This window comes from Ensifer sp. BR816 (genome assembly GCF_000378985.1).
In the GTDB taxonomy this organism is placed as follows: Bacteria; Pseudomonadota; Alphaproteobacteria; order Rhizobiales; family Rhizobiaceae; genus Sinorhizobium.
In genome coordinates, this window is sequence record NZ_KB905371.1 from 319,035 (window position 1) to 331,948 (window position 12,914).

Consider the following 12,914-nt stretch of genomic DNA (forward strand, 5'->3'; position numbering starts at 1 on the left):
TGACGCCTCGTCGACGAGGCGGTGTTCTTTAGGAAGAGCGCGCCGGGGTCGATGCCGGCGCGCTCCTGCTGGCGGCGGGGGAGGTTATTGGGCAACCGCCAGCGTGCCTTCCTTGGCCTGGAGCTCCGCAAGCATCTGCTCGTCGGTCTTCATGATGCCGAAGTCGAGCAGCATGTCCTCGAGCTCCTCCATGGTAATCGGGGTCGGGACAGTGCCCTGGCCGGAATTTGCATGGATCTTCTCGGCCAGCGCGCGATATTCCCCGGCCTGCTTGGAGTCCGGGGCATACTGGATCACCGTCATCTTCCTGAGTTCGGCGTGCTGGACGATGTTGTCGCGCGGCACGAAATGAATGAGCTTGGAATTGAGCTTGGCAGCCAGCGCCTCGGAGAGGTCGAGTTCGCGGTCGGTCTGGCGCTCGTTGCAGATCAATCCACCCAACCGCACGCCACCCGAATGGGCATATTTCAGGATACCCTTGGCGATGTTGTTGGCCGCATAGAGCGCCATCATCTCGCCGGACATGACGATGTAGATTTCTTGCGCCTTGTTCTCGCGGATCGGCATCGCGAAGCCGCCGCATACCACGTCGCCAAGCACGTCGTAGGAGACGTAGTCGACATCGTCATAGGCGCCGTTTTCCTCAAGGAAGTTGATAGAGGTGATGACGCCGCGGCCGGCGCAACCGACGCCCGGCTCCGGACCACCGGACTCCACGCATTTGATGCCTTTGTAGCCGACCTTGAGCACGTCCTCGAGTTCGAGGTCTTCCACCGAGCCTTCCTCCGCCGCGAGATGCAGAACCGTGTCCTGCGCTTTCGAGTTCAGGATCAGGCGTGTGGAGTCGGCTTTGGGGTCGCAGCCCACAATCAGGATCTTTTGCCCCAGATCGACAATAGCCGCGAGCGTATTTTGGGAGGTGGTGGATTTGCCGATGCCCCCCTTGCCGTAAAATGCGATTTGACGCAAATCTGACATGTTGCCTTCCTTCCTTCGTTCCATCCATCGCGCAATGGCAATCGGCAGCTCGCGCCGCCTCGCAATGAAGGGTTCAAAACTCGTGCCAATTTGGCTGAGCCATCCGAAGGAAAGGTCTTTTGTTTGTTTTCAGCTATTTAGGCTCCGACACAACGAACCCCTGTCGCGCAACAAGCCTGTGTCGCGGTTTCGACAAAGCCGACAGAGCTGTCAGGGCCATGCTTGAGACCGCCGCGTGTTGAGCTTGCCGGAAGACGAGGTTGGCGGCGCCCCACAGCCAGATCAATGAGTTTCCGGTATGGCAACTGTTTTTTCCAGCCAATTGTCCGCCGAGTTGGAAGGGACTTAAACTGAACATTCCAGACGGTTTCGATGCCTGGAAGTGAGAAACCAACGTAGTTCTGGCCAATGGACGCTGGATGTCATGGGCACAGAGATCCCAGTAAAGGGCCACGAGGCAGACCTCACGTTAAAGGAGACGACAACTGAGACGGCCCGCTCCCAGTGACCCTTCGGACGTGAGCGTCTCCGGCAATCACATTTATAACGCGCCTGTTAATTCGGAAATAACGGAATGCGCGGCGGTTAGTCGAGCCTCCGACCGGCCGTTACAGTGCCGCTTGCACAATCGAGGATGGGGGTCCATCCAAGCCTCGTCTGATAGCAGCCAGGTGCTGTTTCGATATCGTTGCATCCAGGCCGCTCTCGATCTTCACCCGCCATTATTGCCACCCGCCTCGTGGAACTCGCGGGCGACGCAACGTGAAGACGCCGATAGCCGGCCAATCTTTTCGCGCGTGCACACGCCATCCCCCGTTGCTACGCAGTTCCTGTTTTGCGTTTCTTCGCCTACCCCCTTCCCTATGGCCTCACGTCGTTCCTCGATCGTTGGCTGCCACCATCCGCGTTCAACCTCATAGGTATCCGGGCGCGGTCTTCGAAGGACAGGTTCGGACGAGCTCGTTCAGACCGGACGCACGGCAGCCCACTCCCCCCTCCGCCTCGATCCATCACCATTGGAAAAGGAAGCCGAACCCCAAGATGTCTTATGCGACCCGCCGCCGAAAAGAATGTCGTGGAAGGATTTGAGTGCTGCCGCAACTTCAGCCTTTGGACGATTGAAACGATAGATTGTTTGATCTAGCCTCACTAGGGGCTTCGGGGGCTATTTTGAGAATTCATCCATTATCTCTAGCGATCTTCATGTCGCTGTTTAATTCTGCATTCGCCGGTTCAGCCGTTCACGTGGTGGATGGAGACACCCTCGACGTGGACGGTGTTCGATACCGTCTCCATGGCATCGACGCCCCTGAAGCTGGTCAAGCTTGCACCGGCAGTGACGGAACGGATTGGGCCTGCGGCCAGACAGCGATCCGCCAAATGGAGGAGGTCGTGCTCGGCAAGGCGGTGGAATGTGATTCCCGCGGTCAGGACGCCTATGGGCGCACCATTTCAGTCTGCATAGCCGACGGAGTCGAAATCAATGCCCGTATGGTCGAAATGGGTATGGCGTGGGCGTTCCGCAAGTACTCGGTCGACTACGTGAAGCTGGAAGATGCCGCGAAACAGCGGCGTGTCGGCATCTGGCAGGCTCCGACAGAAACGGCATGGGAGTACAGGGCGCATCAGTGGGACGCATCCCTGTCGTCCGTTCCAGAAGGGAAGTGCCCGATCAAGGGCAACATCAACCGCAAGAACGACCGAATCTATCATGTGCCGTGGTCGAAAGACTACGAGAAGACGAAGATCGATCTCGGGCGCGGGGAAAGATGGTTCTGCTCCGAAGCTGAAGCCATCTCCGCTGGCTGGCGCGCGCCACTATGGGGAAATTAGATATGCGCTCGTAAGCGACATGTTCGATTGGCTGTCTATCGCCCTACACCCTCGTTCCATAATTTAGCTGGCATCTCCCCACATGGCCCAACGCTTTGAAGCATTAAACCGCCTATTTGAGAGCGTCCGTGAATCCAGTCACGACTTCCGCATCACAACGGACCCGTTTCCTCCTCTCGATCCGGACAAACTCGCCAAAACCCTAGACCTGGAAAAGAAAGGCTCTGCCAACGGTGCAGAGAACAAGCCCCCGTCGACGGCGAAGGAAATGGACGAGATAGAGGAATCGATCATCGAGGCGGTCGAGAATGTCCGATCCGACTCTTACCAAATTCTCGAAGATCAATTCGGCGCGTATGCGGCCCGGCTGAGGAATTTGGATTTCACCGGCCATTTCGCGAAGATCCACCAAGCTAGCATCGCCAGCCTGTCGGAATTCAAGATGGAGGTCTCGAAGGGACGCGACGAACTCTTCGGGCTTCGCCGCCATCTTAAGGAAGCGGACGCTGAACTTGCAGACTTCAAAGCGAACAATGGATTGAAGAGGACAGCGAGGACGTCATCGAGCACGAGCAAGATCATCAAGTGGCTCATCGTCTTCGTGCTGCTTTTCATCGAAACCGCGGTGAACGGGATCTATCTGGCCGAGGGCAATTCCCAAGGCCTCGTCGGCGGCATCGGCGTAGCATTCGGCTTCGCCTTCGTGAATGTCTTCGCGACCGTTGCGCTCGGATTGAAGGTCATACCGTACATACGACACAGAATGTTCCTCAAGAAGGTGTGGGGGTTTCTCGGCGTTTGCGGGTGGCTCGTGGTCGCCGTGGGCGTCAACTTCGTGATGGCGCACTACCGAGAGGTCTCTGCGGAGTCGCTTGCTCAAGTCGGTGTTCTCGTCATGGAAAGGATCAAGAATGCTCCCTTCCATATGGCCGACATTAACTCATGGGTTCTCTTCGCCACAGGTTTCCTGTTCTCGGTCGGAGCGCTACTGGACAGCCTGTCCATGCAAGATTCCTATCCCAAATACTCCGAGACGCAATCGCGCTACGACGCTGCCCGAGAGCACTACATCGACCAGAAGGTTGCGTTGATCGATCAACTGCAGAAAACGCGCGACGATCGGATCGACGCGGTGGAAGACGTCCTGCGTCGTCTGACCGATCGGCGGCGTGAGTACGGGTCCATCATCGACAATCGCACCCGCACCACGAACCTCTTCATGGAGCACCAAAGCTCCTTGGAGGTCACAGCCAGGAAGCTTCTCCAAATCTACAGAGAGGCGAACAGACAGGCGCGGACGAAAGCCGAGCCGAAGTACTGGTCGGCGCAATTCAAGCTGGAACGACGAAAGGCCGTCCCCAACACCGGGGAAGACTGGAGTGATCAGGAACTAGCCGAGGGAATAAAGAAGGCCCAGACGGAACTCTCGGACCATATGAGGCAAATCGGTCAGGAGTTCGAAAAGGCGCTGGAGCAATACGACCAACTCGACACAATTTTCCCGGAGTATGGCAATGGCACGACCCAGACCAAGATCTAGACATGGACGCGGCGGTGGCGCGTCAGCCGTACAGATGTTTTCTATTGTCGCTTTAGTTACCGTCCTGCTCGCGGCGGTCGGAGGCTTCCTTTTCATGCAGATGCGCGCCAATGCAGTGGCGAAGCTCGATGACGAGCTTTGCCCTGTAGAGGGGCCGATGTCGGTCACCGCAATGTTGTTGGACGTCACCGATCCCATTGCAGAAATCACTAAAGTGGATCTCAAGCGTCAATTCCAAAAGGCGGTTGCCGCTGTTGAACAGGGCGGCCTCGTCGAGGTCTACACACTGACTGACGAGGAAGGAAAGCTCACCCGCACCTTCCGTGGATGCAATCCCGGCGACGACAAGAATGCCGATGTTTGGATCTCGAACCCGAAGATGATCCAGAAGCGCTGGCAGGAAGGCTTTGAGCGGCCTCTGAGGGAGGTCGAGGACAGAATCGGAGAAGGCACGGAAGCAAAACGCTCGCCTATCATGGCAGGCATCCAGCGGATTGTCATTGAGAGCTTCTCGGATAAGCAAAGTGAGGGCAAGCCTAAGAAGATCTATGTCGCTTCCGATACGATCGAGCACACCGATTCATTCTCCATCTACAAGAGCGGACCGGACACGGAAGCTTATGAGAAGAGCACTGCTCGGGATAGATACCGTACTCCGCTCGACGGCGTCGAAGTGAAATTCCTCGTCTTCCAACGGGAAACTGCCGAGCCGATCTCCGGCCTTCCCGAATTCTGGTTGCACTGGGTTCAGACCAACGGCGGTGAATTTCTCGGTTACGAAAGACTTGCGGGGGTTGAGTGATGTTGGCTGAGTTCGACATTCGACGCTTTGTTCGCTCTCACGGCCCGTTGGTCCTATTCGGTACCATGACCTTTGTGGGCGCTCTCATCATCTGGTTCGGCAAGCTCTACGGTGTGAGCACCATCACCATCACGCTCATACCGTTGGCGATGATGGCGCTCTATTTCGTCATCTCGTTTGCCGCAGCCGGGCTTAGCCTCCACAACGAGCAGGCAGGCGACAATCTCTACTACATGGGCTTCCTGTTCACGCTTACGAGCCTCGGTGTTTCGCTGTACCAGTTTACCGGCCAGGCATCGATCGAGGACGTGGTCCGTAACTTCGGCGTCGCGATTTCCTCGACGATCGCCGGGATCTCGCTCCGGATTCTCTTCAACCAGATGCGGCGCGATCCCGTCGACATCGAGCGAGCGGTGAGACACGATCTGGCTGAGATGACGCGACGGGTCCGCACGGAACTGGACACCTCGGCGATAGAGTTCTCGAGCTATCGTCGCACGAGTAGTCAGATGCTTGCTGAAGGATTCGAAGAGATCGCAAGGCAGGCGGAGAAAAGCGGGGAAGCGGTTCGTGCATCCATCGAAGCCATGTCCCTGCAGGCGACAAAGTCCATACAGGAAGCTTCGGAGCGACTCACTTTCACCCTAGATACGACTCATGAGCAAATAATCTCCTTCGCAGAACGCAATGCCCGTTCCGTGGCTGAGATGAGCGACAGGCTCAAAGAGTCCGTCGAACAGATCGAGGCGCGGACGAACAAGCTGGCCGAAGCTGTCGACGGGGTGACCGAAAAGTTCAAGACCTCAAGATCTCCGGAAGAGATCCTCAAGATCGAAGTCACACCGGTGATGGAAGCATTGCAGACCTTGGTCGCGGATCACAGCAAGGCTATCGATGAGAACGCTGCCACGACCAGAGACACGGTCAAGAAGGTGCTGACGGCCCTTACGCCGTTCAAGCAGACGAACGCGACACTCACGGCTCTCACCACGAAGCTCGAAGGGACGAATGCGGCTTCCGGGCAGTCCATGCAAGCCATTGCAGCCACGCTGGAGAGATGGGGGGCAATCGCGGCGGCGACCGAGACTGGCAACGATGCTGTTTCAGCACTGGTCGGAAGGGTCGATGGGATCATCACGGAGACGAAGGCCGCAACAGAGGCTCACCTCAAGAACGCGGAGAAGCTGTCGGAAGCGGTCTCCTCCATGAAGACGAACACGGCCAGCGTGAAGGCGATGGCGGAAAACCTGACTACCGTCTCGAGCACGGCCAGCGAACACACGAAGCGACTGGACGAGGTAATGGATGCGGTCGAACGCGCGGCGGCCGCTACTGATAAGACAGCCGGCGCGGTGGATACGATGTCCGCCCGCTTTGCGGAAGAACGTTCGCAAATTCGCCTTGCAGACGTTCCTGCAACGCCAGTGGTCGAGGCCTTGCCAATCGCCTCGACCACAACAGCCAATCTCGGCGCCAACGGAGGGGAAGCGGTCCTCACCGAGCGGGTCTCCGAAGAGGAAAAGCCGAAGAAGAGCGGCTGGTTTAGCCGATGAGCGCCGCCGATACCGCGACAAACGTAGAGCAAAAGGGTTACAACAGAGGGCTAATCCTCGGTTTCACGATGGCTGAATCCATGCTTCTGCTGGTATTCTGCCTGCTCCTCGTCACCGGGGCCATCATCGCCAACGAGCGGCTGAAGGCAAACAACGCTCTCAAGGACGTCCAGAAGCTCCAGACGGAGCTGAAGAAAAAGGAAAAGAACGTCAGAGATCTCGAGACAAGGGTCGCTGCACTGTCGGGATCGCTTACCCTCGTCGACAAGCGCAAGATGGAAGAGGAATGGAGGGAACTGGTCGTCGCACGAGATGCGATCAAGGAATTGAAGGAGCAGGGTGTCGACAAGGATCGCATCAGGGAACTCGTGGAAAGCATCGCGCTTCTGAAAGAACGATCGTTGGACGTGGTCGAGCCAGCAAAGCTGGAGGATAGGATCGATGCACTGATGGCGGCTGAGAAGGCATTGAAGGATCAGCAGAAGCTCGAGGCACAGCTCAAGGGTTCTGAGGGCCGCAGAAAACTTCTCGAAACCCTCCTCGCCAAGGCAGAAGGCGAACTGGCGAAGACCCAGACGTCGAAGCCACATGAGTGGCCACCGATCATCAGCTTAAGCGAAGCCAGCGGTTACTATTTCAGGTCTGCAAGCGCCGAACTGACCGACAAGTTCACGGCTGACTTGAACGGTTCGATCTCCACGCAGATTGCCGACAACCTCAAGCGTTACGGCGTCGACATTGTCGAGGTGATCGGGCACACGGACGAGCAGCCGCTCGCTCGACCGAACTCCAACATGGACAAGCTCTCGATCGGGGTCGTATCGTCGAAGACGCCGATCACCGAACTGGTGCCGGCCGACAACGCCGGATTGGGGCTCGCCCGTGCAATTTCCGTTGCGAACATCCTGAGCGCCAACAGCGCCTTGGAGGGGATGACGATCCTGCCTCTGTCAGCCGCGCAACTCGTCCTTCCAGGCGACAAGCTTACCACCGGCCAAGCGGGCAACGTGGAGAGCCGGCGACGGATTGAAATCAGAATTCGCCGAAGAGACAGCGCAGCCCCAATGCGCGAATAATTCGTCCTTTTCCACCGCTAGCAGCCGTCGAGAGCTTTGATGCCCGAAATCAGTATCTTTCCGAGCGTGTACGCGTCTGGACGTCGATTCTGCCGTGACAACGTCTACCACGGTCCGTCACGTAGTCGTAGGTGACCCGAACCTCATCGATGCCGCGGAGGCTCGTCTCGGTCAACGTTAGAGGCATCGACATCGCTCAGAAGAATGAGCGGATAGACGCCTAGTTGAAGGGACCCTTGCCGCGTCTCTCAGGAATTCCGAGCGACGAGGCGCTCTCGCCGTCCGCCGCCGCGAGTGCCGAAATAGAAGGCCGTGACGGTACCAATCGGTAAGCGCGATTTTCTCCGCACGTTGACGCCGCCTTTCGGCCTTTCGGCGTTGATTTCGGAAAGCGTCGCGCTGGTTCAGGCGGCGGTGGCAGTTTTGGAGAAGTTGAAGGGCAGCAGGTCGGTGATATCGGCGTCGCCGGCGCGCTGAGGCAATTCGGTGAGGACGTGGCGCAACCAGGCTAACGGCTCGACGCGTGAGGCGCGGCAGGTCAGCATCAGACTATAGACGACGGCACTGGCCTTGGCTCCATCGACGGTGTCGCTGAACAGCCAGCTTTTTCTGCCAGTGGCAAAGATTCTGATATCGCGTTCGAGAAGGTTGTTGTCGATCGGCATCCTGCCGTCTCCGGCGTAGCGCGTCAGATATTCCCATTGGTTCAGAGTGTAGGATACGGCATCGCCAAGCTTGCTGTCCGGCAAGACCTTCGGGGCGATTTTATCGAGCCATTCCTTGAGGGCGTTTAGGACGGGGATGCTGTGTTGCTGGCGGAAGCGGCGAATGCATTGATCTGGCGTTTCGCCTCTGTCCGGCTTTTCGTCCCGCGCCTGCCTTTCAACCCGGTAGAGCTGTTCGAAGAACCGGAGCGCCTGCTCCGGCGGACCGCCGCCTTTCTTCCTCGCCTTGAGGGCATCGACAAAGCGCCGTCTGGAGTGGGCCATGCATCCAATATGGGTTGCCCCTTCCAGCGTGCGCCAGGCGGAATAGCCATCGCTCATCAAGATGCCGCGGTAATCGCCGAGGAAGGTCTGCGGGTGTATCTGGCCGCGGCCTGGCTGATAATCGAGCAGCGCGATCGGCTCGTCACTGTCCTCGCCGCTGCGGTAGGCCCACATATATGACGTGCTGGTGGCTTGCCTGTCCTTTTCCTTCAGCACCTGAACCGTTGTCTCGTCGCCATGGATGAGAGGCTGCGCTCTGAGCCGCAGCTTCAGGGCGTCATAGATGCGGGAGAGATGCTTCTCGCTCGAGCCGATCACCCAGTGGCCCAGAGCGCCACGGCTGACGGGAACACCGGCGCGCTCAAATGTCTGCGCCAGGCGGTAGAGCGGTGTGCCGTCGACATATTTGTGAACGAGCGCGAAGGCCAGCGTCGAGGCCGTGGCGATGCTGCCCGGCAAGGGCTGCGTCGGCATCGGCGCGATCACGACCGGCGTGTTGATCCCGGTGCGGTCGCAATGACGGCAAGCGTACTTGAGCCGCACATTCTGCAGGACCTTCGCCTTCACCTCGATATGAAGTTGCTCGGTGACGGTCTCGCCCATGCGATGCATCTGGTGACGGCAGCAAGGACAAGCCTTCTCGTCGTCGGCAAGGTCATACTCGACCCGCTCGCGCGGCAGGTTTTCCGGCAAGGCCTTGCGGCCGCGTTTCTTTCCCGTCGTGCCATCGGTCGCCGGCAAGCCCGTGTCCGGCAGGGCGGCGACATCGCCATCTTCGCTGTCGACGTCGTCCTCATCCGCGGCCTGTTCGGCTTCATTGAAGAGGCGATCAATGTGCTTTTCGCTGCGTGGCGCAAAACGATGCAGTCGTGCCAGCGCCAGCTCTTCCTCGAGTTTGACGACGCGCTCTGTGAGCTGACGGTTCTCCGCCTGCAGCGCAGCAATACGCGCCATCAACTCTTCAACAGTCGGTTCGCCGGGTCGATTCATCAGATTCTTGAATCGAAAGCATGCCGCCGCGTCAACCGCAGAGTTCGAAAGCCCTCAACCGGCAACCTGATATTGCCGCACCGGATGGCGGACCATCGCATCGATATCGATGCCGTCGAGGATCCAGTGCAATTGCTCGGTCGTCAGCGTGACCACCGCTGCCTCGCGACGCGGCCACCGGAACTTGTCCTCGGTCAGCCGCTTCAGGACCAGCACAAAGCCGGACCGGTCGAAGAACAGGAGCTTCATCCGGTCGCGACGGCGATTGCAGAACGCAAAAACCGCCGGAGCAAACGGATCGAGCGCCATCGTTTCCTGAACCAGAACCGCAAGGCTGTTGATGCCGGCCCGGAAGTCGATCGGCTCACGGTGGAGGTAGACTTTCAGGTCAGCGCCCAGTCTGAACATGACCCAGTGCTCCGATGATCGCCGTCAATGCATCCACATCACCGCATTCCAGCGTCAATTTCACGCCGTTCGGCAGTGATGCGCTCACCTTGGCTGGAGAGGAAAACGCTGCAGCCCGTTTGGGTGCCGACCCACGCCCCCCATCGCAAGTCGCCGGCAAATCCACCGCACCCACGCTGCTCTGTCGCAGCAACGTCCGATCGGAAGTGCTTTCAATCTGAATCGGGATAAACGCCGGTGATGAGGACGGCGGGAGGGACTGGGTCTCCGTGCGTTTCTTTATCCACTTCCGAAGAAGGTTCGCATTGACCCCATGTTCGAGCGCAAGCCTCGATACCGACACGCCTGGCTCAAGACAGGCCGCGACAAGACGGTCCTTCGATGCGGGGTCGTAACGGCGTCGCCCATTCCGACCAACAAGCCTTACCCGCAGTTTCTGAGCATCGTCTTCCATCACTTGGTGTCCACCTATTTTGGTGGACACCTCATGCATCAGAGCACTCAACAGCAAAAGGTGCCGGGAAATTCGCGCTTACACCAATCGGATCGTATGGCCGTTCCTTTGATGCTGTCGTGACCTCCACTACTGATTCGGATTGCACCAAGGACTTGGACGCGCGATTTTGAACTGGGTTTTCAGCAATATGAGCAAGCCACAGCGCTTCAGATATTGCTTCGACCGATGCGCGGGTCAGGAATCTTTACTGGATCATGTGGCGTCGGTCTTCGCTAGGAGAGTGAACCGGTGACCATCGTCGCTCCCCACGATAATGGCGCTCACGATCGCCGCGGACCGGAACGACGAGACATTGATAGGAAGAGCCGCTCATTCGCCCGACGTTGAAGGAAATCCGAGGCACGAGCCGGTGCACGGCAAGCTCCGCTGTTAATAACGCGCCCTGACTGTACCTCGATCAATTTCAACTGTAAGGAGATTCCTGGCGGAATATCCGATTCTTCGAGGGGTTTTTCAGTTGCCGTTCTATATCCGGAAGTCGATTTCAGCAGGACCATTTCGCTTCAACTTTTCCAGGGGTGGCGTCGGGGTTTCGGTGGGCGTTCGGGGCCTTCGGATTGGCACAGGCCCTCGCGGACACTACATCCACGCAGGTATGGGGGGCCTGTATTATCGAGCTTCGTTGGGAAACGCAGGCAAGCCGAAAGCTACAACGTTTCAAGCGCAGCCAGTGCAAGTTCAGTTCGAACAAGACGACGTCACAATGATCGAAGTAGATTCAGGAGACGTCATGCTGATGCGCGACGAAACCTTCAGTGAACTGCTCGATGAAATCAACGCGAAGAGCGGACAAGTCAGGATGTCTAGCGCCCTGTGTTGGGCACCGCTTGTTCTTGGCGCGCTCGCCGGCCTCGCTTCCGGTGGACCCGGCCTGCTGTTGGCCGCACTAGCCTTGCCCGGCTGGGCGATGGGACGATGGTTCGATTCCTATCGGCGGAGCACCGTTCTATACTACGATCTCGAAGGTGACGCCGAGGCGGCTTACAAGCAGCTTGCCGAAGGATTCGACGGCCTCAGGCAATGCGCTGGCAAATGGCACATTGAGGCTGGTGGCGCGATAACGAGCCTGACTGCGTGGAAGCGCAATGCTGGAGCATCCCATCTCGTCAAGAAGAAACCGACCTCCCTTACCTATGCACTTCCGTCCGTAATCAAAAGCAACATCAGTCCGCCGGCATTGAGCGTCGGCAGACAGATCTTGTACTTCATGCCGGACGTCGTATTCGTCCAAGATGGCAACCGCATGGGAGCCGTAAACTACCGCGGCCTCAACATTCGATGGCAGGATTCTCGCTTCATCGAGGACGGCAGGGTGCCAAGCGATGCCAGAATTGTAGATCATACGTGGAAGCATCCGAACAAAAGCGGTGGTCCAGACCGTCGCTTCAAGGACAACAGGCAGATTCCCATCTGTCTGTATGAAACCATGCACTTTCAGAGCAATAGCGGTGTTAACGAGCTAGTCGAATTTTCGCAGCCAGGAAGGACTGCGGCTTTCGCTCGCGGTTGCCAGCTTATCGCGCAGTTGCCCAAGGAGAAAGCGCCGTCCCTGGCGGTTTCGCCACCATCTCAATCCGCACCTCAGACGCAGGTCGAGCCGGAACAGGGGGGAAAACCGCGATCGCTTGGCACTGTCGCCCTTGCGGTGCTAGCCATCTTTGTCGGACTTCCGTTGTTTGCGGTGTTCGTTCCCTCGCAGGAGCAATCGACGCCGACGGCCTCATCTTCCGGAACAGAGCAAGCCATCTCGGGCCCGGCAACGACGGCCGCTCAGGATCCGACGGTCCAGAGCAGAGCAATATCCACGGCGCCAGCGAACCTTCATGACCCGACAACCGATCCATCGGCTACTTTGCCCTTGGAAGGCCAAACAACACCGTCATGGTCTTCGGTGGAGAAGGACGTCCAGATCCCAAGGGTGCCATCCACCGCCTCGGCGGAGACTGCACGGCAGCCATCATGGCATACTCGGACTACGGTGAATCTTCGAAAAGGCCCCGGTACGAAATACCTTGTCCTCTCAGTGGTACAGAAAGATTCCGCAGTGGTACTTCTTGAGCAGCGAGGCGGCTGGAGCCGTGTGAAAGTTCACGATGACGTGATCGGCTGGATGACGAGCAAGGCCATTGCTGCAGATAACCCGAAACGAGACAACGAGTTCTCGCGCAGGGAAAACGAGTGGTGACGTGCCGACCCATGTACATTTCGTCTGATCTGAAAGCGCGGAG

10 protein-coding genes and 1 pseudogene are annotated in these 12,914 nt (G+C 58.0%); 7 read left to right on the forward strand and 4 right to left on the reverse strand.

The annotated features are described in order from the left end of the window. Positions 1–84 precede the first annotated feature (84 nt). On the reverse strand, positions 85–978 hold the full coding sequence (gene nifH, locus RHIBR816_RS0131140) for a nitrogenase iron protein (protein WP_018240502.1): 894 nt from the start codon (positions 976–978) through the stop codon (positions 85–87). A gap of 1,203 nt (positions 979–2,181) precedes the next feature. Here nifH and RHIBR816_RS0131145 point away from each other — a divergent pair. The 5 genes from RHIBR816_RS0131145 to RHIBR816_RS0131165 all read left to right on the forward strand — a co-directional run bounded on the left by RHIBR816_RS0131145 (position 2,182) and on the right by RHIBR816_RS0131165 (position 7,782). Next, the gene (locus RHIBR816_RS0131145; RefSeq protein WP_018240503.1) at positions 2,182–2,811 is read left to right on the forward strand and encodes a thermonuclease family protein; all 630 of its coding nucleotides are present in this window, start codon (positions 2,182–2,184) and stop codon (positions 2,809–2,811) included. An 82-nt stretch (positions 2,812–2,893) separates the two neighbouring features. Next, positions 2,894–4,351: a hypothetical protein gene (locus RHIBR816_RS0131150; protein WP_018240504.1), complete on the forward strand. Its 1,458-nt coding sequence runs from the start codon at positions 2,894–2,896 to the stop codon at positions 4,349–4,351. Positions 4,352–4,445: 94 nt separating this feature from the next. After that, entirely contained in the window at positions 4,446–5,153 is a 708-nt protein-coding gene (locus RHIBR816_RS0131155; protein ID WP_245262783.1) for a hypothetical protein, read from the forward strand. Continuing rightward, positions 5,153–6,706, forward strand: coding sequence for a methyl-accepting chemotaxis protein (locus RHIBR816_RS0131160; RefSeq protein WP_018240506.1), 1,554 nt, complete (start codon positions 5,153–5,155; stop codon positions 6,704–6,706). The genes RHIBR816_RS0131155 and RHIBR816_RS0131160 overlap by 1 nt, the downstream gene beginning before the upstream one ends. After that, positions 6,703–7,782 carry an OmpA family protein gene (locus RHIBR816_RS0131165; protein ID WP_018240507.1) on the forward strand — a complete coding sequence of 360 codons (1,080 nt, stop codon included), beginning with the start codon at positions 6,703–6,705 and terminating at the stop codon, positions 7,780–7,782. Before RHIBR816_RS0131160 ends, RHIBR816_RS0131165 begins: the two co-directional genes overlap by 4 nt. 404 nt (positions 7,783–8,186) lie before the next feature. Here RHIBR816_RS0131165 and RHIBR816_RS0131170 read toward each other — a convergent pair whose 3' ends face one another. From RHIBR816_RS0131170 to RHIBR816_RS36780, 3 genes are read right to left on the reverse strand one after another with little or no spacing between them, the layout of a single operon-like run. Then, the gene (locus RHIBR816_RS0131170; protein WP_026187643.1) at positions 8,187–9,761 is read right to left on the reverse strand and encodes an IS66 family transposase; all 1,575 of its coding nucleotides are present in this window, start codon (positions 9,759–9,761) and stop codon (positions 8,187–8,189) included. A gap of 54 nt (positions 9,762–9,815) precedes the next feature. After that, complete coding sequence (gene tnpB, locus RHIBR816_RS0131175) at positions 9,816–10,169, reverse strand: IS66 family insertion sequence element accessory protein TnpB (protein ID WP_014761846.1); 354 nt, start codon at positions 10,167–10,169, stop codon at positions 9,816–9,818. After that, on the reverse strand, positions 10,150–10,623 hold the full coding sequence (locus tag RHIBR816_RS36780) for a transposase (protein WP_198294198.1): 474 nt from the start codon (positions 10,621–10,623) through the stop codon (positions 10,150–10,152). The genes tnpB and RHIBR816_RS36780 overlap by 20 nt, the downstream gene beginning before the upstream one ends. A 520-nt stretch (positions 10,624–11,143) precedes the next feature. Between RHIBR816_RS36780 and RHIBR816_RS39115 the strand changes: the two are divergent. Next, positions 11,144–11,290, forward strand: a pseudogene (locus RHIBR816_RS39115) (DUF4236 domain-containing protein); the annotation flags it as partial. 126 nt (positions 11,291–11,416) lie between these two features. After that, a complete protein-coding gene (locus RHIBR816_RS35430) occupies positions 11,417–12,871 on the forward strand; it encodes an SH3 domain-containing protein (RefSeq protein ID WP_157628283.1) in 1,455 nt (484 codons plus the stop codon). The last annotated feature ends 43 nt before the right edge of the window (positions 12,872–12,914 follow it).